The sequence below is a fragment of the Variovorax sp. Root434 genome (assembly GCF_001426595.1).
GTDB lineage: Bacteria > Pseudomonadota > Gammaproteobacteria > Burkholderiales > Burkholderiaceae_C > Variovorax.
Map to the genome: position 1 here is coordinate 150,450 of NZ_LMEK01000012.1, position 23,513 is coordinate 173,962.

At 68.2% G+C, this 23,513-nt stretch carries 21 protein-coding genes; 14 read left to right on the forward strand and 7 right to left on the reverse strand.

Annotation, left to right across the window (positions count from 1 at the left end):
* Positions 1-3 precede the first annotated feature (3 nt).
* From ASD05_RS11315 to ASD05_RS11330, 4 genes are all read left to right on the forward strand, one after another.
* A complete protein-coding gene (locus ASD05_RS11315; RefSeq protein ID WP_056591897.1) occupies positions 4-978 on the forward strand; it encodes a Bug family tripartite tricarboxylate transporter substrate binding protein in 975 nt (324 codons plus the stop codon).
* A 124-nt stretch (positions 979-1,102) separates the two neighbouring features.
* Entirely contained in the window at positions 1,103-1,576 is a 474-nt protein-coding gene (locus tag ASD05_RS11320; protein WP_056591900.1) for a DUF4124 domain-containing protein, read from the forward strand.
* Entirely contained in the window at positions 1,577-2,050 is a 474-nt protein-coding gene (locus ASD05_RS11325) for a ribonuclease HI family protein (protein ID WP_056591902.1), read from the forward strand.
* Positions 2,051-2,082: 32 nt separating this feature from the next.
* Positions 2,083-2,331 carry a DUF3297 family protein gene (locus ASD05_RS11330; RefSeq protein ID WP_007834582.1) on the forward strand — a complete coding sequence of 83 codons (249 nt, stop codon included), beginning with the start codon at positions 2,083-2,085 and terminating at the stop codon, positions 2,329-2,331.
* Positions 2,332-2,337: 6 nt separating this feature from the next.
* Here the strand turns inward: ASD05_RS11330 and ASD05_RS11335 are convergent, their stop codons facing one another.
* The 3 genes from ASD05_RS11335 to ASD05_RS11345 all read right to left on the reverse strand — a co-directional run bounded on the left by ASD05_RS11335 (position 2,338) and on the right by ASD05_RS11345 (position 7,395).
* Positions 2,338-3,309 (reverse strand): DUF2272 domain-containing protein, encoded by a 972-nt coding sequence (locus ASD05_RS11335; RefSeq protein WP_235507943.1) that lies wholly within the window; start codon positions 3,307-3,309, stop codon positions 2,338-2,340.
* A 104-nt stretch (positions 3,310-3,413) separates the two neighbouring features.
* Positions 3,414-6,434: a PAS domain-containing protein gene (locus ASD05_RS11340; RefSeq protein WP_056591908.1), complete on the reverse strand. Its 3,021-nt coding sequence runs from the start codon at positions 6,432-6,434 to the stop codon at positions 3,414-3,416.
* Between the two features lie 64 nt (positions 6,435-6,498).
* Positions 6,499-7,395 (reverse strand): LysR family transcriptional regulator, encoded by an 897-nt coding sequence (locus ASD05_RS11345; protein WP_056591911.1) that lies wholly within the window; start codon positions 7,393-7,395, stop codon positions 6,499-6,501.
* Between the two features lie 69 nt (positions 7,396-7,464).
* On the opposite strand from ASD05_RS11345, the gene ASD05_RS11350 reads away from it, so the two are divergent.
* The 4 genes from ASD05_RS11350 to bla all read left to right on the forward strand — a co-directional run bounded on the left by ASD05_RS11350 (position 7,465) and on the right by bla (position 12,443).
* A complete protein-coding gene (locus ASD05_RS11350) occupies positions 7,465-8,916 on the forward strand; it encodes an amidase (RefSeq protein WP_056591915.1) in 1,452 nt (483 codons plus the stop codon).
* Between the two features lie 53 nt (positions 8,917-8,969).
* Entirely contained in the window at positions 8,970-9,941 is a 972-nt protein-coding gene (locus tag ASD05_RS11355; protein WP_056591918.1) for a tripartite tricarboxylate transporter substrate-binding protein, read from the forward strand.
* Positions 9,942-9,945: 4 nt separating this feature from the next.
* On the forward strand, positions 9,946-11,427 hold the full coding sequence (locus tag ASD05_RS11360) for an MFS transporter (protein WP_235507944.1): 1,482 nt from the start codon (positions 9,946-9,948) through the stop codon (positions 11,425-11,427).
* 128 nt (positions 11,428-11,555) lie between these two features.
* Entirely contained in the window at positions 11,556-12,443 is an 888-nt protein-coding gene (bla, locus tag ASD05_RS11365; protein WP_056591922.1) for a class A beta-lactamase, read from the forward strand.
* Positions 12,444-12,450: 7 nt separating this feature from the next.
* Here bla and ASD05_RS11370 read toward each other — a convergent pair whose 3' ends face one another.
* A complete protein-coding gene (locus ASD05_RS11370) occupies positions 12,451-13,482 on the reverse strand; it encodes a LacI family DNA-binding transcriptional regulator (RefSeq protein WP_056591925.1) in 1,032 nt (343 codons plus the stop codon).
* Between the two features lie 183 nt (positions 13,483-13,665).
* On the opposite strand from ASD05_RS11370, the gene ASD05_RS11375 reads away from it, so the two are divergent.
* The 3 genes from ASD05_RS11375 to ASD05_RS11385 all read left to right on the forward strand — a co-directional run bounded on the left by ASD05_RS11375 (position 13,666) and on the right by ASD05_RS11385 (position 17,557).
* Entirely contained in the window at positions 13,666-15,018 is a 1,353-nt protein-coding gene (locus tag ASD05_RS11375; RefSeq protein ID WP_056591928.1) for a GntP family permease, read from the forward strand.
* Between the two features lie 10 nt (positions 15,019-15,028).
* Positions 15,029-16,579, forward strand: a complete 1,551-nt coding sequence (gntK, locus tag ASD05_RS11380) for a gluconokinase (RefSeq protein ID WP_056591930.1) — start codon at positions 15,029-15,031, stop codon at positions 16,577-16,579.
* 78 nt (positions 16,580-16,657) lie between these two features.
* A complete protein-coding gene (locus ASD05_RS11385; protein WP_082572039.1) occupies positions 16,658-17,557 on the forward strand; it encodes an AraC family transcriptional regulator in 900 nt (299 codons plus the stop codon).
* 3 nt (positions 17,558-17,560) lie between these two features.
* On the opposite strand, the gene trhA is transcribed toward ASD05_RS11385, so the two are convergent.
* Both trhA and ASD05_RS11395 read right to left on the reverse strand, forming a co-directional pair.
* Positions 17,561-18,184 (reverse strand): PAQR family membrane homeostasis protein TrhA, encoded by a 624-nt coding sequence (gene trhA, locus ASD05_RS11390; protein WP_056591933.1) that lies wholly within the window; start codon positions 18,182-18,184, stop codon positions 17,561-17,563.
* A gap of 17 nt (positions 18,185-18,201) precedes the next feature.
* The gene (locus tag ASD05_RS11395) at positions 18,202-19,650 is read right to left on the reverse strand and encodes a glycerophosphodiester phosphodiesterase family protein (protein WP_056591935.1); all 1,449 of its coding nucleotides are present in this window, start codon (positions 19,648-19,650) and stop codon (positions 18,202-18,204) included.
* A 207-nt stretch (positions 19,651-19,857) separates the two neighbouring features.
* On the opposite strand from ASD05_RS11395, the gene ASD05_RS11400 reads away from it, so the two are divergent.
* Genes ASD05_RS11400 through ASD05_RS11410 form a run of 3 tightly spaced genes read left to right on the forward strand, consistent with a single transcriptional unit; the run spans position 19,858 to position 21,558 of the window.
* Positions 19,858-20,577 (forward strand): RNA polymerase sigma factor, encoded by a 720-nt coding sequence (locus ASD05_RS11400; RefSeq protein ID WP_056591938.1) that lies wholly within the window; start codon positions 19,858-19,860, stop codon positions 20,575-20,577.
* 25 nt (positions 20,578-20,602) lie between these two features.
* Positions 20,603-21,172 carry a ferritin-like domain-containing protein gene (locus tag ASD05_RS11405; RefSeq protein WP_056591940.1) on the forward strand — a complete coding sequence of 190 codons (570 nt, stop codon included), beginning with the start codon at positions 20,603-20,605 and terminating at the stop codon, positions 21,170-21,172.
* Between the two features lie 41 nt (positions 21,173-21,213).
* The gene (locus ASD05_RS11410; RefSeq protein WP_056594281.1) at positions 21,214-21,558 is read left to right on the forward strand and encodes a c-type cytochrome; all 345 of its coding nucleotides are present in this window, start codon (positions 21,214-21,216) and stop codon (positions 21,556-21,558) included.
* Positions 21,559-21,631: 73 nt separating this feature from the next.
* Here ASD05_RS11410 and ASD05_RS11415 read toward each other — a convergent pair whose 3' ends face one another.
* Positions 21,632-23,395 carry an IlvD/Edd family dehydratase gene (locus tag ASD05_RS11415; RefSeq protein ID WP_056591943.1) on the reverse strand — a complete coding sequence of 588 codons (1,764 nt, stop codon included), beginning with the start codon at positions 23,393-23,395 and terminating at the stop codon, positions 21,632-21,634.
* Positions 23,396-23,513: the final 118 nt, after the last annotated feature.

Here is a 23,513-nt window from a genome sequence, read left to right on the forward strand (position 1 = left end):
GACATGCCGACATTCTTCTCCCGACTCGGTGCCGCCTCGGCGCTCTGTGCGGCCGTGCTGGCTGCCGCCCCGGTGCACGCGCAGCCGTACCCGAGCAAGCCCATCACCATCGTCGTGCCCTTCGGCGCCGGCAGCGGCACCGACCAGCAGGCGCGCAGCATGGCGCAGGCGCTGGGCGCCGAGTACAAGGTGCCCGTCATCGTGGACAACCGGGCCGGTGCCAGCGGCTTCATTGCCGCGCAGTACGTGGCCAAGGCCGCGCCCGACGGCTACACCCTGCTCATGACCACCAACACCACCCACGCGGCCAACGAGCACCTGTTCAAGAAGCTGCCCTACGACCCGGTGAAGGACTTCACTCCGGTCACGCTGCTGTCCAAGGGCCACATGCTGCTGCTGGTGAATGCCGAGTCGCCCATCAAGTCGGTGGCAGACCTCGTGGCCGCGGCGAAGAAGTCGCCCGGCAAGCTCAACTTCGGCAGCGGCAGTTCGTCGAGCCGCGTGGCCAGCGAACTGCTCAAGCAGATGGCCGGCATCGACATGGTGAACGTGCCCTACAAGAGCAACCCGCTGGCCATCACCGACCTGCTGGGCGGGCAGGTCGACTTCATGTTCGCCGACGCGCCCACCGCGCTGCCGCAGGTCAAGAGCGGCAAGTTGCGCGCGTTGGCTGTCAGCGGCAACAAGCGACTTGCCTCCGTGCCGGCGCTGCCCACCGTGGAAGAAGCCGGCGTGAAGGGCTACGACATGTCGTACTGGACGGCCGTGTACCTGCCGCCGGGCGCGCCCGCGGCCGTGACGCACAAGGTCAACGAGATGATGATCAAGGTCTCCGCTGCGCCCGCCGTGGTCGCCTACCAGACCACCACCAGCGGCGAGGCCGTGACCAGCACGCCCGAGGGGCTCGCGCAGTTCCAGGCGGCCGAGTCGCAGAAGTGGGGCCAGGTGATTCACGCGGCCGGCATCCAGCCGGAATGACGACGCCGTGAGTGTGGGCGGGTGCCGGGGGCTCGCAAGGCGGGCAGGGTGCGGCTACAGTTGGTGCTTCTTTCGCAGCCGACCTGCAACCCGACCCGACCTCACCTCACTGGCCCATTCACCGATGCGTTCCCTGGCACTCTTCCTGTCGATCTTCGCCGCCGCGGCAGGCGCGCACGCGGAAGTGATTCGCTGCACCGATGCCAATGGGGCCATCTCGTACACCAACGTCGAATGCCCGGCGGGTAGCAAGCAGTCGCGCCAGGTGCAGATCCTGGAAGCGCCGGTGCCCGTCCCCAACCGCCGGCCCGACTACGCGCCACCGCAAGGTGCTGCGCCATCCGCCCCGCCGCCTGCCCAGGTGGCCGCCAACCCGCCGTCGGGCCCCGCCATCATTCCGCGCTACCCCGCCGGTATGCAGGAGCTGCAGCAACAGCAGCCGGCTGCCGACCCGCCCGTCGTCATCCTGAGCCCCGACCCGTACTACGACGGCGTGCGCCCCATCCGCCGGCCGCCGCCGCACGTGCGCGACCCCGGGCCGCCGCCGGGCCAGCGGCCTTGCCAGAACCTCGCGGGCATCAAGCGCAACAACTGCTGAATGAGCGCAGGGGAATCCAGCGGGCCCGACAGCCTTCTTCCGTGGACCGTCTACTGCGACGGCAGCGCCATGCCCAACCCGGGCTGCATGGGCATCGGTGCCGTCATCACCGCGCCGGACGGCGCGCGCCACACGCTGTCGCAGGCCACGCACACCACCGGCTGCAACAACGAAGCCGAGCTGCGGGCGCTGACGCTGGCCCTGCAGGAGCTGCGCGCACGCGGCGCGACGGCAGTGCGGGCCTACAGCGACAACAGCATCCTCGTCGAGCAGCTGGCCGCGTCCGAAGCAAAGCCGATCGCGCGCATGGCCGCGTTGTTCGACGATGCCCGCGCCTTGCTCGCAAGCTTCGACGACGCACGCGTGCATTGGATCCCGCGCCACCGAAACGGCGAGGCCGACGCACTGGCCCGTGCCGCGCTGGGCTTCGCGCCAAAGCCCCCGGCGCGGCACCCGAAGAAGAAGCGGCGCTAGGGCAGGGCGCGGAGCCCCTATCATCACGCGCCATGACAGAAGCCACTCCCCGCCCACCCCTTCCCGACCACCTCTCCATCGATCCGCGCAGCCCGCACCACGTGGCCGCCGCGTTCGAGCACGACATCGGCATCCGTTTCAACGGCAAGGACCGCCTCGACGTCGAGGAATACTGCATCAGCGAAGGCTGGGTCAAGGTGCCCGCCGGCAAGACCCTCGACCGCAAGGGCAAGCCCCTGCTGCTCAAGCTGAAAGGCAAGGTCGAGGCGTTCTACAAGTAAGCCGGTTCAGCGCCACTGCAGCAGCAGCGACCAGGGCTGGCGGCTCATGTGGCGATCGATACAGCCCGGCGCACCCAGGGTGCATCCCTCGGGCAGGTAGCTCGGGTCCAGCCACCGCGTGCCCGGCGCAAAGTCGAGCCGGCGCCGCGTGACCGACTGCAGCACGTTGCCGCCTACCGCGTCGAAGCCCGTGGCATCCACGGCCACCACCACGTCGCAGTGCATGGGCAGAGACTCGCCGCCCGTGTCGCGCGTGGCCAGCACTCCACCGATCTTGTCGAAGGTGTCGAGTTCGGCGCCCGTGCCGCGCGCCTGGCAGACGATGTCGCCGATGCGCGGCGGCGTGTGCCTCAGGTCGCAGGCTCGAAGGGCGTAGCGCGTGGGCCGGCCCGCGGCCTCGACGATGCCGGCTTGCCAGGCGGCGCCCGCATAGTCGACATGCGCTTCGGAGAAAACGAACTCGTCATCCGCCAGCCCGGCCTGTCGCGCCAGCCAGCTGATGAAGGCCGCGGACCAGGGCGTGTCGATCACCGCGACGCGGGCGAGGGCGACCTGCACCGCGCGCAGCTCTCCAGAATCAAGCCCCTCGTCGGGGCCTACGCCCATGCCTTGAAGCCGCCCGGCCGTCGCCTCGTTCAACGCCTGCATCAGCAGGTGCCGGTCGGCGGGGCGCAGCGCGCCGAAGCGCACGAGCGACGGCAGCCGCGGGTCGACCGCCTGCCAATAGCCGAGCACCCGCTGCCATGGCGCCAGGCCCGGCAGGGTGGGGCGCGTGTCTTCGGCCTCGGAGCTACCGGCTTCGGTCATGCGGCCTTCGGCGTCCATGGCTTGGCCGCCGAAGGCTTCGTGCTCCTGCAGCGCGAAGGTGGCCATGGCGAGTGCACGCGACGGCGAGGGGGCTTGCGTGGCGGTGTCGAGGCAGCCTTGCGCGGCCGACGCGGGACTTGCGAAGGCCAGCCACAGGACGCAGGCGAGCACGGCCAATGAGCAGCGAGGCGTGCGATGAATCGTGACGGGTGGCGGCATGTGGAGCGAGCATAGCTGCGGGCAGGATGCTCTGGATGCGCAGGTCTATCGCCGCGTCAAATCCGCTTTCCTTCGATGGGCCGTGGCGCCACCTGGAAGTTATTGCGGCCCGCCCCCTTGGCCTGGTAGAGCATCTCGTCGGCCTGCCTGACGAGCGCGGCAGCCGTTGCGGTGCCGCCTTGGTAGAACGCCACGCCGATGCTCGTGCTGATGGAGATCGTCCGCTGTTCGGTGGTGAACGGCACCTGCATGGCCTTGATCAACTTCGAGGCGGCGGAAACCGCTGCGTCCCCGTTGGGCAGGCCCTCCATGATCACCGTGAACTCGTCGCCGCCCAGGCGCGCGCGGACATCGCTGGAGCGCAGCGCCTGCGACAACCTGCCCGCGAAGCCCCGCAGCAGCTCGTCTCCCGTCTGATGCCCGAACCGATCGTTGATCTGCTTGAATCCATCGATGTCCAGGTACATCAGCGCCATCAATGCACCGGCGCCGCGCGCACGCTCCATCGCCTCCGCCAGGCGCACCTCGAACCCCGCGCGATTGGCAAGACCGGTGAGAGGATCGATCTGCGCCAGGTTCACCAGGCGCTTCTCCTCGAGCTTTTGCCGCGTGATATCGGTGATCACGGCATGGAAGCCGACGATGGCCTCGTCGTTCACTGCAGGCTGCGGGATGTACTGGGCCTCGTAGCAGTAGTAGGCGTCGCTCTTGTCGACCTCGCTCTGGAAAGTGACGACCTCGCCGGCCAGGGCCGCGCGTATGTGCGGTTGCACGGCCTCGTAGGCGGGCTCGCCCAGGAGCTCCTTCACGGTGTGCCCCTCGATCTGGTCGCGGGAGAGCCCGAACCCGCGCTCGTAGGCCAGGTTGTTGAATCGATAGCGCTCCTCCGCATCGATGTAGGCGACGCGCATCGGCAGTGCGTCGGCCACCGTGCGCAGGCGCGCCTCGCTTTCCTGGAGGGCTTCCTCCGCCTCGTGGTGCGCGGTGATGTCGCTGTCCAGCGTATAGAGGCCGATCACTTCGCCGCGTTCGTCGCGCTCGGGAACCAGCGTGGCCTGGATATCGCGGCGCCCGCCAGGCGTTGCCAGCCTGCGCTCGTAAGTGACCTGGCGCCCGGCCAGAGCGGCGCGCATGTGCGGCTCCATCTGTGCCCACGCTTCATTGCCGTAGAAGTCGCGCAGGCTCAGGCCGAGCAGTTGTTCGGGCTGGACGCCGAACCAGTCCTGGTAGGCCTTGTTGACGAAGCGCAACCGCAGGTCGCGGTCCAGATAGGAGACCAGCGCCGGCAGGTGGTCCGTCACCATGCGCAGGCGATGTTCGCTGTCGCGCAGCGCCCGCTCCGCGGCCTTGGCCGCCGAAATGTCGCGCATCAGCCCCGAGAAATACTCCACCTTGCCGTGCTTGTCGCGATGCGCGATCACCATGTGGCTGGCTGGAAACTCGTTGTGCTCGGCGTCCCACACCATCGATTCGCCGACCCAGACGCCGGTCTTGACCGCGGTGGGCACCACCTCCGAGCGGAACCTTTCCATCGTCTCCGGCGGATTGAAGTCGGCCGCGCTGAACTGTTCGATGGGGGCGTCGAGGGCCAGCCCCGTGCGGCGGCGCGCGGCCGGGTTCATGTAGATGAGCCGCCCCGCCGCATCGAGCTGGACGATGTAGTCGGTCGTCACGTCGAAGATGGCCGTCAATGTGCGAAGTGCCCGTTCGGCCCGCGTGCGCTCGGTGATGTCGGTCACCGTTCCGACGTGGCCGAGCACGCGGCCTTCGGCGAGCACGGGCCGGCTTCTCAATGCCACCAGCACCTGGGTTCCATCCCTGCGATGGAGCCGGCGTGTGGCGCTCAACGGCGCGGCCGTGCTGACGACGCGAACCCAGTCCTGGCGAACCGTCTCTCGAATCTCCTCGCGCACGAGCGTGAGCCAGCCTTCTTCCGCGTCCTTCCGCTCGAGCCCGTGGATCGCCAGGTACTCGTCGTTCACGTAGGTCATGCGCCCGTCGCTGTCGCAACGGAACAATCCCACGGGTGATGCATCGGTGACCGCCGCCATCTCGAGCCGCTGCTCGCGCAGGTCGGCCATCAGTGCGTCGAACTCGCGTGCCAGGTCCCCGCGCTCGTCGTTGGCGACGACATCGAGCCTTACCTCGCTGTCCGGCGAACGGCGCAGGGTACGGATCGCGCCGCTCAGCGCCTCCAGGGGGCGCATGACCCACGCAGTGCCCAGCCAGACCAGGAGCGCGCAGCCCAGGCCCAGCCCGATCAATTGCAGCAGCAGGTTGCGCCTTGCCTGCTCCAGCGGCGCGTAGGCGATGTGCGCAGGCACGATCAGGCGCAGTTCCCAGTCGGCACTGGGCACGGTGGCGCGCGTTGCCATGTCGCTTTCGGTACCGCCGTTGAAGGCGACGGCGGCCGCGGCTGCGGGCTTGAGCAGCAGGTTCGCATCGGGGTGCATGACGACCTGCGGAGACTGGCCGCGCGTGACGATCATGTAGTGGCCGCCCCGGCCGATGGTGGCGCGGCTGAGATCGCCAAGCACGTTGGCGCGCTGCAGGTTCAGCGCCGCGCCGAGCACACCGGCGAGGCGGCCGTCGGGGCCCTTGACGGGGACCGCCATGACGACCGCGGGCTGTTGGGTGGTCTTCGTGAGCAGGGGCGCCGAGATCGCGGGCTGGCCCATGTCGCGCACGCGCCGGAAGTAGTCGCGGTCGCCGACGTTCGAAGGCCGGCTGGTGGGCGGGTCGATGGCGACGATGGTGCCGTCCAGGGTCGCCAGCGCGGCGTTGTCGAACATCGTGCGCAGGTCCTGGTCTGCAAGGAAACGCTGTTGCGCCGCGGGGTCTGAAAAGCCGTGCAGGCTGAGCTCCCGGGCCGCACGCGCCAAGGCGGCCAGATGGATTTCGAGCTTGTAGTCGAGATCCGCCGCTGCGCTGTCGGTCAGTGCCTGCTGCTGCTCGCGCATCAGGTTGAGGTACTCGCTGGACAGGCTCCGGTACTGCCACCAGCCAGCCACACCGACCAGCGTGAGTACGAGCGATGTGACCAGCAGTGCTGTCTTCGTTCTTAGCTTGAGCCGCACTTGGTTTCCTCCGCCACCACGGTGCCGGTGGCCGCATTGCTCGATGATAGCAACGGCTTTTTTTTCACGGCCGCCGCAACGCCGCGCGCGCACACGCCAGAAACGGCTTGATGAGCGGACTGTCCCAATCGCTGCGCCAGCAGGCGGCGATGTCCATCGTCGCGTCGATGCCGCGAAAGGGGCGGAACACCACGCCCGGGGGCCGGCCGATCTGGGCGCAGGCAGGCAGGATGGCCACGCCCTTGCCCGCCAGGACAAGCGCCAACGCGGACACCATGGTCTCGACCCGCAGCGCAATCGGCATGTTGACTTCGTGCCTGCGCAGCATCGACGTAACGACGGATTTGTCGACGTCGCCTTCCGGAACAGGAAGGCCGATCAGGGGCATGCCGGAGAGGCGCGCCAGCGGAATGCTGGACATCCGTGCCAACGGCGAATCCGATCGCACGGCAAGCAGCAGCGGCTGGCTGCCGATGCGTTCGACCGCAATGCCTGGCTTGGCAATCGGTGGGATGCAGATCGCGACCGAAACGTCCGAGTCGGTGATGGCCTTTACGTTGTTGACGGCATTCAGCTCCACGTACTGGATCTCCACGTCCGGAAGCCTGAGCCGAAGCTCGTTTTCCAGCCGTGGCAGCACCAGGTAGGACAGCACGACCATGGTTCCGACCGCGAGTCGCCCTCTGCTGCCCGAGCCCACGGCGCGCGCGGCGTCGAATCCTTCGTTGGCGAGCAGCAACGCCTCCTTGGCGCGCTGGAAGAGGGCGTTTCCCGCGTCGGTGATTTCCATGCCGCGCGCCGCCCTGCGGAACAAGGGCGCGCCGATGGCCGCTTCCAGGTTCTTGATGTGAACCGACAGCGGCGGCTGGGCCATGTTGAGCCGCCGCGCCGCCTTGCCGACGCTGCGCTCCTCTGCAACGGCAACGAAGTAGCGAAGTGATCTGAGGTCGGGTGTAGCCATACGCTGTGCATATGCCTTTTCTAGAAAACAGTATTGGACGCAATGTTGCCGCGTATCAATCATCTACGCATGAAGAATTTTCCGCGCCTTCCAAGGTCCGAGATCTGCGAGATGTCCGCGTCGGCGATGCGCACGCTGGTCGCGCAGCGCGAACTCTCCCCGGTTGAGATCGTCGACGAGGTGCTGCGCCGCGCCGATGCGCTCCAGCCGCACCTGAACTGCTTCATCACTCTTTGCCACGAAGAGGCGACCGAACAAGCCCGGCAGGCCGAGCAGGCGATCATGAGAGGCGACACCGTGGGGGCGCTGCACGGCTTGCCGTTCACCGTGAAGGACATCGTCGACACCGCGAACGTCAGGACCACCTACGGATCGTTGCTGCATCGCGATCACGTGCCCGCGCACGACGCCGTGGCCGTGGCGCGCCTGCGCGAGGCGGGCGGCATCCTCATCGGCAAGACGACCTCGTCGGAGTTCGGTGCCAAGTGCATGACCGACGCGCCGCTCTTCGGCAGCACGCGCAATGCATGGGATCCGACGCGCACCAGCGGCGGCTCCAGCGGCGGAGCCGCCGCGTCGATGGCGGCAGGCATCGCTCCGCTTGCCATCGCGACCGACGGGGGCGGCTCCACCCGTATTCCCGCGGCGTGCAACGGCGTGGTCGGGCTGAAGCAGAGCCTGGGCGTGGTTCCGCACAGCCAGGTGCAGGACGCGTTCGGCAACTACACCTACGTGACGCCCACCACGCGCAACGTCGGCGACACGGCGCTCATGCTGCAGGCGATGACCGGCGCCCACGGTTCGGACCCCTGGTCGCTGGGCGTACCGGCCCGGGGCTACTTCGACGACCTGCAGCCCGGCGGCGACCTGCGAGGCAAGCGCGTCCTTTTCAGTGCGACCCCGGCGGGGCGGCCGATTGCCGCCGACGTCGCCGCCGCTTTCGAGGCCGCCCTCGCAACCCTGCGGTCGATGGGCGCGGACCTGGAGGAGATGACGGGCGAGGGCTATGACGTCGAGCCGGTGTGGCGCGTGATCAACCACACGAGCTGGCGCGGCCGGTTCGCTCCGCTGGCCGAGGCGCACGCCGACCAGTTGAGTCCGTCGCTGCTGCAGCAGCTGGCGCTGGCGGAGCACGTCGACGGGGTCGCCTTCCAGCAGGCCATGTTCGCGAGGACCGCGCTCTTTCGCAAAGTCCAGGCGCAACTGGAGACGCACGACTTCATCTTCACGCCGACTCTTTCGCGCACGGCGCTGCCGATCGACCAGGACCTCTTCGGAAGCATCGAGATCGACGGCAGGGAATTTGCGGAGCTGCGGCCCAACTGGTTCCCTTGGACGATGCCGTTCAACCTTACCGGGCACCCCGCCATCAGCCTGCCGTGCGGCGCGGGCCGCGACGGCCTGCCCATCGGCATGCAGCTCGTCGGCGGGTTCCGCGAAGACCTGCAGTTGCTGCAGGCCGCGGCGGCTTTCGAGGCCAGCCACCGGCCGGCCAATCCGCTGCCGGTCCTGGCCTTCTGAGCACGCCATTTCTCTTCCGGTTCTTCGTCAATCAACCTTGCAGGTATCTCACCATGACCTCGTTTCCAAAGACACTCGTGCTCAGTGCGTTGGTCGCCCTGGGCGGAAGCTTCGCGCATGCGGACAACAACGCGCCCATCAGGCTGATCGTGGGATTTCCACCGGGTGGCGCGCTCGACAACCTGGCACGCTCGGTGGCCGAGGACTTGCGCACGGCGCTCAAGGAACCGGTGCTGGTGGAGAACCGGCCTGGTGCGTCGACCCGCATTTCCATCGAAGCGGTCAAGACGTCGCGGCCTGACGGGCGCACGATCCTGATCGGCGCGACGCCGCCGTTCGTGTTCTTTCCGATGACCTATGCGCGACTGAACTACGACGTCGACAAGGACTTCATTCCCGTTGCCCACCTCGCCAACGTGCCCAGCGTCGTCTCCACCGGCGCGGGCCAGCCGTACAGGACGGTTCCCGAATACGTGGCATGGATCAGGAAGAACCCCGGCCAGGCCAGCGTGGGCATGACCAACCTCGGGGGCGGGCTTCACTTCAGCGTGCTGCAGCTGTCCAAGGCCATCGGCGTGCCTCTGACTGCGGTCACCTACAGGGGCGGGGCGCCGCTGGCGACCGACATCATCGGCGACCACGTGCCGGTCGGTACCGACGCGCTGGCCAGCCAGCTCGAGCTGCACCGTTCCGGAAAGCTGCGCATCCTGGGCGTCGCAGGAACGAAGCGGCTGAGCTGGCTGCCCGACGTCCCGACGATCAAGGAAGCGGGCTACGACGCCTTCGACCGGGCCAATGCCGCCTATGCCGCGTTCGTGCCGGCGGGCACGCCGAAGGACGTTGTGGCGAAGCTCGAAAGCGCGTTCCTGGCCGCGATTCGCAACCCGCGGGTGCGCGGGCAACTCGATCACATGGGCCTCGAGCCGACGGGGCTTCCCGGCGCGGAAGTGACCCGGGTGATGAACGAAGACCGCGAGTACTGGCGCCCCATCGTCAAGGCCTCGGGATTCAAGAGCGAAGACTGAACCGGTGGCGGCCGCATTCATCGCAGGCTCTTCGCGCGCAGAAGCGGCTGCCGACGACGAGGACAGGGCCGGATGGGCCGTGCTCGCCGCGGCATGCCTCGGTGCGCTGCTGTGCTTCCTGAACCTCAGCGCGCTCAACGTGGTGCTGCCCGCGGTGGGGCGCAGCCTGCAGGCCTCGCCCGCGCAGGCGAGCTGGATCCTGCTGTCCTACATGCTCGTAAGCACCGTGTGCATCCTCAGCTTCGGAAGGCTTGCCGACCTGTGGGGGCGGCGGCATCTGTTCCTGGCGGGGCTGGGCCTCTTCGTGATCGCCTGTGCAGCCTGTGCCGTCGCGACGAGCGCGGAAACGATGCTTGTCTTCCGCATCTGCCAGGCCGTGGGCGCTGCGGGCGTCATGGCCAACACCAGCGCCCTGGTGGGCGATGCGTTCGGCCGCCGCAGGATGGGGCTCGCCCTGGGCGTGCTCGCGATGGTGGCCGCGCTGGCCCAGGTCGCCGGCCCGCTGGCGGGCGGCTTCATCGTGTCGTGGTGGGGATGGCGGGTTCTCTTCATGCTCAATGTCCCGGTCGGCCTGTGCGTCCTGGCATGGTCGTGGCGGATCCTCCCGAAGACGGCGGCGGTCCGTGCCGAGCGCTTCGACATGGCCGGCGCCGCGTTGTCCCTGGCCGGGATCGGATGCGTCACCTATGCGCTCTCGCTGGCGGGGAGCCACGGCTGGGCCAGCATGTCGGTGTGGGGCTTCCTGCTCGCGGGCGGCGCGGGAATCCTGTCGTTCGCCCGGCTTCAGCGGCGCGTGGCCAGTCCGCTGGTCGACCCCGAACTCTTCGGCGACCTGCGACGCCGCACCGCCTACATCTGCATCCTGCTGCTGTCGATGACGCAGGCGGCGCCTCTTTTGCTCATTGCGCTGTATCTGCAGGCATGCACGGCCCTGTCTGCCTCGGATGTCGGGCTGCGCGTGGCGCCTGTCGCCCTCGGGATGCTGGTGGCCGCGCCCGTTGCCGGCGGCCTGCTGCAGCGCTTCAGGCCCGAATCGATCTGCACGGCCGCGATGCTGCTTGCCGCAGGCGCGCTGGCGCTGCTGGCCGCGCTGCTGCAGCCGTCGATCGGTGTCGGGCAGCTTGCCGTGTGCCTGCTGATGCTCGGCTGCGGCATAGGGAGTTTCGTGACGCCCAACAACGCGTCGATCCTGCAGAGCGTGCGTCCCCAGCGGCGGGGCATCGCCAACGGCGTGCGCTCGACGCTCCAGAACGCGGGAATCATGGTGGGCACAGCGTTGACGCTGGGCGTGGCGATGGCGCAACTGCCCGAGGACTCGCAGCGAATGATCCTGGGACACAGCGGCACAGGCCTTTCGGCCTTGGACGTTGCGCTGCTCACCCGGGGCGCGAGGTACGCGCTGCTCATGCTCGCGTTGTGCTGCGTGACGGGGGCAGTGCTGATCGCGAAAACATGCCTTCGGCCCGCGCCGCCGTCACCGGCCTGAAGTCGCTCGGCGCCGTTACAGCAGATACACCCGGGACGCGGAACGTCGCCGGGCGGCTGGATCGCCGGGAGGGGCGCTCCTAGGATTCGCTTCGTCCCATCCACTCGCCGAATGAAAGAGAAGACGAAATGAATCCTCCCGTCCAGCGCCGCAGCCTGTTGCTCGCGGCCTCCGTCCTGCCGCTCGCCAGCGCATGCACCGCGTGGTCCCGAACGGGATCGCCGTCTTCGGCCGAGGCACAGCTCGCCGAGCTCGAACGCGCTTCGGGCGGCCGCCTGGGCGTGGCCGGCTTCCATACCGGCAGCGGCGCGCGCATCCAGCACCGGGCGCACGAGCGCTTTCCGCTGTGCAGCACCTTCAAGCTGATGCTGGCGGCGGCCGTGCTCGAACGCAGCGCGAAAGACGTCAGCCTGCTCGCGCGGCACATCGGCTACGGCAAGGCCGACCTCGTCTCCTGGTCGCCCATCACCGAGAAGCACGTGGCCGACGGCATGACGGTCGCCGAGCTCTGCGCCGCCACCGTGCAGTACAGCGACAACGGCGCCGCCAACCTGCTGCTGAAGATGTTGGGCGGCCCGGCCACGGTCACTGCCTTTGCGCGCGGCATCGGCGACCAGGCCTTCAGGCTCGACCGCACGGAACCCGAGCTCAACACCGCAATTCCCGGCGACCTGCGCGACACCACCACGCCGGCGGCGATGTCCGACAGCGTGCAGCGGCTGGCACTGGGCGATGCGCTGGGTACGGCGCAGCGCGAACAGTTGAAGGACTGGCTGCTCGGCAACACCACGAGCACCGAGCGTTTCCTGGCGGGCGTGCCGGCCGGCTGGAAGGTGGGCGACAAGACCGGCTCGGGTTCCTACGGCAGCACCAACGACGTCGGCGTGCTGTGGCCGCCGGCCGGTGCCCCGGTGGTGCTGTCGGTGTACCTGACCTTTCCGCAGAAGGACGCGAAGGGCCGCAACGACGTCATTGCATCGGCAACGCGCATCGTGGTGGCTGCGCTGGCGGGCTGAGGCGCCCTCAGCTGCTTTGCCGCACCATCAGTTCGAACCCCATGTCCACCATCGGTTCGTTCACCGGCTCGCCGCGCATCAGCGCCAGCAGCATCGAGGCGGCGCGCTTGCCGATCTCCTTGCGCGGCGTGCGCACGCTGGTCAGGGGCGGCAGCATCTGGTCGCCGCCGTCGAGGTCGTTGAAGCCTGCGATCGCCACGCGCTGCGGTACCGCGACGCCGGTGCGCAGCGCGGCGAGCAGGCCTCCCTGCGCAAGGTCGTCGTTGCAATAGAAGATCGCGTCGATGTCCGGGTGGCGGGCGAGCAGGTCTTCGAACTGCCGTCCGCCGAGCGCCATGGACGTCGGACCCGGCGTGAGCAGTTCGAGCTGCGGGTCGTGGCAGCCCGCCGCACGCAGCGACTGCCGATAGCCTTCGAGCCGCTGCATCACGCGCGGATCGAGCTGGCCCGCCGCATAGGCGATGCGCCGGCGGCCGCGCCGCAGCAGGTGCTCGGTGAGCGCACGGGCCGCATCCTGCTGGGAGAGCCCCACGCTGTAGGTGCCCGGCGCCGGCGAGGTTTCCATGAGGTGCACGCAGGGCACGTCGCTTTCTTCCAGCATGCGCGATGCCGCCGCGCTGCGGTCGAGGCCGGTCAGCAGCAGCCCGGCGGGGCGCTGCGAGAGATAGCTGCGCAGCAGCGCTTCTTCTTGTGCGAGGTCGTAGTGCGTCACGCCGATCAGCGACTGGAAACCCGAAGGCGCCAGCGTGTCCTGCACCGCCTCGAGCAAATCGACGAACAGGGCGTTCGTCAGCGACGGGATCAGCACCGCGACATGGGAGCTGCGGGCCGAAGCCAGCGCGCGCGCGGCGACGTTGGGCACGTAGCCGAGCTCGTCCACCGCGGCCTGCACCCGGGCCTGCAGGTCCGGCGCCACGTTGCGTGCTCCGCGCAGCGCGCGGGACACGGTGATCGGGCTGACGCCGGACACCCGCGCCACGTCGTCGAGCGTGACGCGGCTGGAAGAACGGGAGCGGGGGCGTTCGGAGGTGTCGGCCATTTTTATTGGGGTTAATACCAGTATTTAATTGGACAGCGCAGTCCTAGGATAGCGCTATCCCAGCCCTTGGCCATCGGCACAAACCCGGTTCGATCGCCCTGCGGCTGATTTTTTCGATCTTTGAGGATAGCGCTATCCCAAAATACCTGGCCGCCCCCGTGCAGCCAGGATCCTGGAGACAACATGTTCGGTTTAAGCAAAGAGGTGTTCCTGCTGGTCGATGCCCTGGCAGCGATCCTCGGGCTCATCCTTCTGATCACGCGCTGGCGCGTGCATCCCTTCATCGCGTTGACGCTGGCCGCAGGCTTCCTGGGCCTGACCTCGGGCATGCCCGTGGCGCTGGTGATGAAATCCTTCCAGGACGGCTTCGGCGGCGTGCTGGGCTTCGTGGGCATCGTGCTGGGCCTGGGCACCATGCTCGGCAAGATGATGGCCGAGTCGGGCGGCGCCGACCGTATCGCGCGCACGCTGGTTGGCGCCTTCGGCCGCGAGCGGGTGCACTGGGCGATGATGTTCGCGGCCTTCCTGGTCGGCATTCCGCTGTTCTTCGAGATCGGCTTCGTGCTGCTGATCCCGCTGGTCTTCATCGTGGCGCGGCGTACCGGCGTATCGCTGATCCGCATCGGCATCCCGCTGCTGGCCGGCCTCTCGGTGGTGCACGGCCTCGTGCCGCCGCACCCGGGGCCGCTGCTGGCCATCGGCGTGTTCAACGCCGACATCGGCAAGACCATCTTCTACGGCCTGCTCGTCGGCCTGCCCACGGCGATGATCGCGGGCCCGATCTTCGGCAAGTTCATCTCGAAGTACGTGCCGGGCGAGGCTTCGCCCGAGCTGATGGCGCAACTGGCGCACGAGCCCGAGGCGCGCGAGCTGCCGGGCTTCGGCATCACGCTGCTCACCGTGCTGCTGCCGGTGGCGCTGATGTTGCTCAAGACCTTCGCCGACGTGGCGCTCGACGAGAAGAACGTCGTGCGGCAGTGGCTGGACTTCATCGGCCATCCGATCACGGCTCTGCTCGCCGCGCTGCTGCTGTCGCTCTACACCTTCGGCACCGCGCGCGGCTTCACGTCGAAGCAGATCATGAAGTTCGTCGACGACAGCCTGGCGCCCACGGCGGCCATCGTGCTCATCATCGGCGCGGGCGGCGGCTTCAAGCAGATGCTGGTGGCCAGCGGCGTGGGCAACGCGATCGGGCAGATGGCGCTGCATGCGCAGATATCGCCGATCCTGCTGGCGTGGCTCGTGGCGGGCCTGATCCGCATCGCCACCGGCTCGGCCACGGTGGCGACCATCACGGGCGCGGGCATCGTCGCGCCGCTCGCCACCATGGTGCCGGGCGTGAACCGCGAGCTGCTGGTGCTTGCCACCGGCGCGGGCTCGCTGATTCTTTCGCACGTGAACGACGCGGGCTTCTGGCTGGTCAAGCAATACTTCAACATGAGCGTGGCCGAGACTTTCAAGACCTGGACCGTGATGGAGACCCTGATCTCGGTTGTCGCGATCATCTTCATCATGCTGCTCAGCATGGTCGTCTAGGAGAAGGCATATGAACCGCATCGCCATCGGGGTCGACATCGGAACCACCAGCACCAAGGCGGTCGCCTTTTCCACGGCGGGGCGCGTGCTGGCGAACGATGCGGTGGAGTACCCCCTGCTGCAGCCCGAACCCGCGGCCGCGGAGCAGGACCCGGAGCAGATCTACCGGGCCGTGCTGTCGACCATTGCCTCGTGCGTGCGGCAGTGCAAGGCGGCGCCGGGCGATGTGCTGTGCGTGTCGTTCAGCGCGGCCATGCACAGCCTGATCCTGGTGGATGAGCACGGCGCGCCGCTGACACGCAGCATCACCTGGGCCGACCGCCGCAGCGCGGCCTGGGCCGGGCGCATTCGCGCGGAGTGGGAGGGCGACGCGATCTACCACCGCACGGGCACGCCGATCCATCCCATGTCGCCGCTGGCCAAGCTGGTGTGGCTGCGCCACGAGCGCCCGGAGCTTTTCGCGCAGGCCCGGCGCTTCGTCGGCATCAAGGAGTACGTGTTCTTCCGGCTGTTCGGCCGTTGGCTGGTGGACCATTCGATCGCCTCGGCCACCGGGCTCTTCAACATCGGGCAGCTCGACTGGGATGCCGGGGCGCTCGCGCTCGCGGGTGTGCGCGCCGAGCAGCTTTCGGATCTCGTGCCCACGACCTGGCACGTGGAGGGATTGGCGGGCGAGACGGCGGCGCAGCTCGGGCTGTCGAGCGACACGCCCTTCGTCGTCGGGGCCAACGACGGCGTGCTTTCCAACCTGGGCGTGAACGCGGTGGCGCCGGGCGAGGTGGCCGTGACCATCGGGACCAGCGGCGCGATGCGCACGGTGATCGACCGCCCGATGACCGACGCCGAAGGCCGCACCTTCTGCTATGCGCTGGCCGACCGGCGCTGGGTGGTCGGCGGGCCGGTGAACAACGGCGGCATCATCCTGCGCTGGGTGCGCGACGAGTTCGCCTCCGCCGAGGCAGAGACCGCCAAGCGCCTGGGCATCGACACCTACGAGGTGCTCACACGCATTGCCGAACGCGTCTCGGCCGGCTCCGAAGGGCTGGTGTTCCATCCCTTCCTGACCGGCGAACGTGCGCCGTACTGGAATGCGGATCTGCGCGGCTCCTTCTTCGGCCTGGGCATCCATCACCGCAAGGAGCACATGATCCGCGCCGTGCTCGAGGGCGTCATCTTCAATCTCTACAGCATCCTGCCGGCGGTCGAGTTGATTGCGGGCACGAGCACCAGCATCAAGGCCACGGGCGGTTTTGCGCGCTCGGGGCTGTGGCGCCAGATGATGGCCGACGTGTTCGACCGCGAAGTGGTGGTGCCGGAGAGCTTCGAGAGCTCCTGCCTCGGCGCGGCCGTCCTCGGGCTTTATGCGCTGGGGCACGTCGATTCCCTGGACGTGGTGTCGGGCATGGTGGGCGCCACGCACCGCCACACGCCCAATCCCAAGAATGCGGCGCTCTATCGGCAATTGCTGCCCGTGTACCTCTCCTTGCCGCGCAAGCTCGGCGACGAATACCGCACCCTTGCGAAATTCCAGCAGCAGACGGTGCAGCGCACCGGTGACTGAGGCCATTCCTTTCTCTTTCTAGTTGGAGATCCGGTCTTGTTGAACACGATCCCGCCAGCCATCGCTGCCCGACCGCACATGCCCGACACCCTGCGCCGCGCGATGCTCCAACGGCCCGGTGCCGACGTGTTCGACAAGAAAACCTCGATCCACTGCGCCGAGTACGCAGCGTACGCAGCGTACGCAGCCCGCGACCGACAGGCCGGCCTGCATGACTACGAACTCCATCTCACGGGGGCCTTGCCAGGGCGCATCCGCGTGAGCGACGGTGCGGACAGGGAGGTGCCCCCGGAAGCGGTCGTTCTTCTGGGCCCCAGGCTGCCGCACAGGCTGGCCATCGAATACCGCAGCGGCGGGGCGGCCGAACAGCCGCGTGGCCTGGTGCTGCGCTTCGGCGACGAACCGCTGCGCCGGGGCATGGAGCTGTTTCCCGAACTCAATGACGCAGGCCCGCTGCTGGCCCGCGCACGGCATGGCGTGCAATTTCTCGGCCTCGGCGAGGGCACGATTGGGCGCTTCAGGCGCATCCACGCGCTGCAGGGGCTCGCACGCTTCTCGGAATTCACCGCGCTGCTGAGCGAACTCGCGCAGTGGAACGACTACCGTCTTCTTTGCACGCCGTCGCTGCAGGAAGACGCGCATGACGAGAACGGCCGCGCGACGCGCATCCACACGGCGCTCGACCACATCCGGGAAAACTACGCGGAAGAACTCTCGCTCGCCGAAGTCAGCGCCGTGGTCGGCATGCGCGAGCACACCTTCTCGCGCTGCTTTCGCCGTGCCACGGGGCAAACCTTCACCGACGTGGTGATCGGCCTGCGCGTGGACAAGGCCTGCCGACTGCTGCTGTCCACGCGCCAGCACGTCAGCAGCATCTGCTACGAGGTGGGGTTCAACAACATCTCGAATTTCAACCGGCACTTCCGCAGGCTCAAGGGCATGGCGCCGGGTGAATTCCGTGCCATTGCGCGGGAGTAGGGCTTACAGCACGAACCACCCCACCGCCACATAGTGGCTCGCCGTCCCCGCCAGCACGAACAGGTGCCAGGCCCCGTGCGCATGCCGGAAGCCCTGGCGGTTGCGGTAGAACACCGTTCCCGCCGTATAGAGCACGCAGCCGATCAGCAGCCATGCCAGCCCCGCGCCTTCGAGTCGCGCGGCCAGCGGCACGGCGGCCAGCACGCCGAGCCAGCCCATGCCGATGTACAGCGCCAGTGATGGCTTTTCCAACGCCTTGCCTCCGGCCGGCATCAGCTCGCGCCAGATGCCGAAAAGCGCCGCGCCCCAGACCGTCGCCAGCAGCAGCCAGCCCCATGGGCCTTGCAGCGTGACCAGCGCGAAGGGCGTGTAGGTGCCCGCGATCAGCAGGTAGATCGCGCAATGGTCGGCGCGCTCCCACATGCGCTTGAGCCGGCCGCGCGTGCTGTGGAAGAGGGTGGAGGCCGCATACAGGGCCACGGCCGAGAGCGAGAACACCAGCGCTCCCGCGATGCGCGCGGGGTCGCCGGTGGGCAGGGTCTTGGCGAGCAGCAGGGCTGTCGCGAGCAATGCGAGCAGCAGGCCCAGCAGGTGGCTGTATCCGTTGAACCGTTCGCCGGGGTACATGCAGCTCGCTGCCGGCCTCAGCGGCCCGTTTCCTTCAGGTAGTTCGCGCGCGCCGCGAACGCCGTGTTCGCGAAATCGGAGAACACGCCGTCGATGCCCGCGCGGAAGTACGCGAGGTATTCAGCCGTCGGGTCGCCCTTGTAGAGGCCTGCCAGGTACTTGGCCTCGTTGCGGAAGGTGTAGCTGTGCACGAACAGGCCGGCCTTGTGCGCATCGGCGATCAGGCTGGTGGGCTTGATGGTGTTCACATCGGCCAGGCCCTTGCCTGCGACGAAGGGCACGATGGTGTGGGCCATGACCTGTGGCTTCCACGGGCCGATGCCGTCGGCATAGGTCTTCACGTCGGCCAGGCCCGCGGGCGTGAGCATCTCGCCGAACCACTTCGGGTTGCCGGCCGGCGTCCAGCTGTAGGGGCGGCCGTCGACGAAGGTGTAGACGTCCTTGGTGACGTAGATCATCTCGCCGGTCTGGTAGTTGACGTCGTTGCCGTCCACCAGTTGCACCGCACGGGCTTTCATGCCGGCCGAGCGCAGGTACTTCAGGCTCTCGGGCTCGAAGCTCTGCACGAAGATCGGCGCGTCCTTGCGGTTCAGGTCGTTGAAATTCATGATCTTCAGCAGCGCGTCTTCCAGCGGATGGCTGCCGGCCGGCCCGCAGCCATTGGCGATGGCCTGGGCGTTGTTCCAGATCGGGTTCTTGGTCTCCGGGTACACGGTGAGCGTGCGGCCGGTGGCTGCGCTCTTGGCCTTGGCGATGTCGATGATTTCCTGGAAGCTCAGGATCGGCAGCTTGCCGTTGAGGTCGGTCGGACGCTGGTCCCTGGCGTCGTAGGTGGTGCCGCGGATCCACTGGCGCAGCTCGTCCATCGTGAAGTCGGTGATGGACCAGTCGTTGGTGTGGTCCTCGCCATCGACGACGAGCGACTTGAGCACCGACTTCGGATCGCTCGGGTCGGTCAGGTCGCTCAGGTACTGGGCCGGGCCGTTGGCCTCGACGGGCGGGTACGTCACGTTCACCAGCACGCCCGGTACGGTGCGCTTGCGGCCCGCGACGGTGGTGTTGGTCTTGGCGACGTCGGCGATGTTGGTGTTGTCGCTGAGCCAGGGGTTGTGCCGCGCGACGAGCACGCAGTCTTTGGTGAGGTGCAGGTCGGTCTCGAGCGAATCGGCGCCGGCATCGGCCGCGGCTTCGTAGGCGACCTTGGTTTCCTCGGGGTACAGGCCCGGCAGTCCGCGATGGCCGATGACCAGCGGGACCGAGCCGTCGAGCGTGCCCAGGGGCGCGGGAGCCGGGGCAGGGGCCGGCGGTGCGGGGGCCGGTGCCGGCGCCGGCGCTGGCGGGAGAACCGGGAACGCGATGCCACCGCCGCTGCCGCCTCCGCAGGCTGCAATCAAGAGGCTGCCGCCGAAGGCTGCGAGGGCGGCGCGAACCGGGCGTGGCGCGGGAGCGGGAACGTTCTTTTTCATGTGAAATTTTCGAGTGCTTGTTGAAAGAGAAACGAAAGCCGCCGGATGCTAGGTAGGCTGCATGACGCGGCAGTGACCGAGGCCGAAGGCCCAGGCCTCGGGACAGCGGGCGCGGCGCGAACGAATGGCAGACGATGTTCCGAGCGCATCAGAAATAACTGAAACGCAGCGCGAGCCCGCGCCATCTAATGGGAAAAGCAGCACACCATGCCCCACACCGCCTCCACACCCGACGCCGCCCCCGCAACCGAGGGTGCATCCGACCGCGAGCTTGCGGCACGCTCCGCACAGGGCGACACACGGGCTTTCGAGGCCATCATGCGGCGCCACAACCAGCTGCTGTTCCGCACGGCGCGCAGCGTGCTCAAGAGCGACTCCGAGACGGAAGACGCCGTGCAGGAGGCTTATTTGCGCGCGTGGCGGGCCATCGGCACCTTCCGGGACGATGCGCTGCTTTCGACCTGGCTGGTGCGCATCGTCATCAACGAGGCCCTGGGGCGCCTGCGGCGCCGAGGGGCGCAGGTGATTCAGCTCGACGGGGCGCACGTTGCCGACGTGGATCCGGACCCGGCGTCGGCGGTGGCCGACGATCCCGACCTGCAACCCGAACGTCTGGCCATGCGTGAAGAACTCCGCCTTCTGATGGAGCGCCGCATCGACCGGCTGCCCGATGCCTATCGCACCGTGTTCATGCTGCGGGCGGTCGAGGAAATGAGCGTGGCGCAGACGGCGATTGCACTCGAACTGCCCGAGGCGACCGTGCGCACGCGCTTCTTTCGCGCACGCAGCCTGCTGCGCGAGGGCCTGTCTCGCGACATGGACGTCGCACTGGGCGACGCCTTCTCATTCGATGGCGCACGTTGCGATCGCATCGTGGCGGGTGTGCTGTCGAGCCTTGTCGACGCGCGGGAATCGCCCCGCTCGTGACGTTCACCCCTGCGAGGAAAACAAAATGTCCTTCTTTCAGATGACTTCCCCCATTGCCGCCCGGCGCATGTTCCTGGGCCGTTCGGGCCTGGTGCTGTCCGGCGCTGCGGTTGCGCTGCTGGCGGGCAAGGACGTGCTGGCCGCCAAGGCCGGCCGCGCGACCGGGAACGATGTGCAGATCCTCAATACCGCGCTGGGCGCGGAGCTGGAAGCCATTGCGGCGTACCAGCTCGGTGCCGAAAGCAAGCTGCTCGAGAAGCCGGTGCTCGACCTGGCGGTGACCTTCCAGGGGCACCACAAGGCGCATGCGGAGGTGCTGGCCCAGACGATCGCCAAGCTCGGCGGCAAGGCCGTTGCCGCAAAGCCGAAGTACGACTTTCCGGCGGACCAGCTGAAGTCGCAGGCGGACGTGCTGCGGTTCGCGGCCAAGCTCGAACAGGGCGCGGTGAGCGCCTACCTGGGGGCCGTGCCGCTGTTTGTGAACCGCGACCTGTCGAAGGCGGCAGCGAGCATCCTCGGGGACGAAGCCATGCATTGGGCCGTGCTGCGCCACGCGCTTGGCGAAGCACCGGTTCCTTCGGCCTTCGTGTCGTGACGCCCCTGCAGCTTCTGGCGGTTGCCGCGCTGTTCTCAGGCATGGCCGCATGGGGCGCCGCGCCCGATGCGGTGCGCGGCGAGCAGATCTACGCGCGCTGCCTGGCGTGCCATGCGCTGGCGACCGACCGGGTCGGGCCCAGGCACTGCGGCCTGTTCGGACGGCTGGCTGGCAGCGTGCCCGGTTTCAGCTATTCGCAGGCCATGAAGAATTCGAAGATCGTGTGGAACGACAAGACGCTCGACCGCTTCCTGGCGAAGCCCCTGGCCATGGTGCCCGGAAGCGCCATGACCTATGACGGCGTGCCGGACCCCATGGAGCGGGCGGACCTGATTGCGTACCTGCGGCAGGCGAACGACAAGCCTCCGTGCACGAACAGCCATTGAAGAAAAGCATCACGCGCGCGTACCCACGAGCACCGGCTGAAAGAACGCACCGCCGATGCGCCCAAATCGGCGCTCATGCCCGCGGCACCTTCCCCACCGTGTTCGGCGCGCGGAGAAAGTCGAAGTCCACGCCCTTGTCTGCCTGCATCACGGTTTGCAGGAACAGCTTCTTGTAGCCGCGCTCGGCGGTGGGTTCGACCACCGTCGCTTCCTTCGCGCGGCGCGCAAGTTCTTCGCCCGTCACCAGCAGCGAAATCTCGCGTTTCGCCACGCTGAGCCGGATGCGGTCGCCGCTGCGCACATACGCGAGAGGCCCGCCGATGGCCGATTCGGGCGTCACGTGCAGCACGATGGTGCCGAAGGCGGTGCCGCTCATGCGGCCGTCGGAGATGCGCACGATGTCCTTCACGCCGGCGCGCGCGAGCTTGCGCGGGATGGGGATGTAGCCCGCCTCGGGCATGCCCGGCGCGCCCTTGGGGCCGATGTTCTTGAGCACCAGCACGTCTTGCGGCGTGACGTCGAGGTCGTCGCTGTCGATGCGGGTCACCAGGTCTTCGGCGTTCTCGAACACCACCGCGCGGCCTTCGTGCTCCATCAGCGCCGGGTCGGCGGCCGATTGCTTGATGATCGCGCCGCCCGGCGCCAGGTTGCCCCACAGCACCGCGATGCCGCCCTGCGGATAGATCGGCCGGGCAGCTGGCCGCACCACGTCCTGCCGAAAGCCGGGGCCCGCGCGCTCGAGCTCCTCGCCCAGCGTGCGGCCCGTGACCGTGAGCGCATCGAGGTGCAGCAGCGGCTTGAGTTCGCGCAGCAGCGTGGCCATGCCGCCGGCGGCGTGGAAGTCTTCCATGTAGTGCTGGCCCGAGGGCTTCAGGTCGAGCAGCACCGGCGTCTCGCGGCCCATGCGGTCGAGCGCGTGCAGGTCGATGTCCAGGCCCATGCGCCCGGCAATGGCCGCGAGGTGCACGATGCCGTTGGTCGAGCCGCCGATGGCCAGCAGCACGCGCATCGCGTTCTCGAAGGCGGCGGGGGTCAGCACCTTGTCGATGGTGAGATGGTCGCGCGCCATCTGCACCGCCTGCGCGCCGGTCTGCTCGGCGATGCGGATGCGGTCGGCCGTGACGGCGGGCGGCGAGGCGCCGCCCGGCATCGTCATGCCCAGCGCCTCGGCGATGCAGGCCATGGTGCTGGCCGTGCCCATGACCGAGCAGGTGCCCACGCTGGCGACCAGCTGGTTGTTGACGTCGGCGGTTTCCTCGGCGTCGATCTCGCCCGCGCGGTACTTGCCCCAGTAGCGCCGGCAGTCGGTGCAGGCGCCCACGCGCTCGCCGCGGTGGCTGCCGGTGAGCATCGAACCGGTGATGAGCTGGATCGACGGCAGGCCCGCCGAGGCCGCGCCCATGAGCTGCGCAGGCACGGTCTTGTCGCAGCCGCCGATCAGCACCACGGCGTCCATGGGCTGCGCGCGCACCATTTCCTCGGTGTCCATCGACATCAGGTTGCGCAGGTACATGCTGGTGGGCGCGGCGAAGCTCTCGTGCACCGAGATGGTCGGAAAGTCCATCGGCAGGCCGCCCGCGAGCATCACGCCGCGCTTCACGGCCTCGACGAGCTGAGGCGCGTTGCCGTGGCAAGGGTTGTAGGCGCTGCCGGTGTTGGCGATGCCGACCACGGGGCGGTCGAGCGCCGCGTCGGTATAGCCCGCGCCCTTGATGAAGGCCTTGCGCAGAAACAGCGAGAAGCCGCGGTCGCCGTAGCTGGTCAGGCCCTTGCGCATGCCTGCACCGTCCGGGTCCGTGCTGTTGTCGTCGTCGGGTTCGAGGGGCAAGGGGGACATGGAAGAGCCTCTGTGTTGCTTGCGTGATCGTATGCCTGTGCTCGGGCAAACCCGATTACCACTTTTGTTTCAAATACTTACGATCGAGCCCGGGGGTGTTTCCGTGGCATCTCCTTGC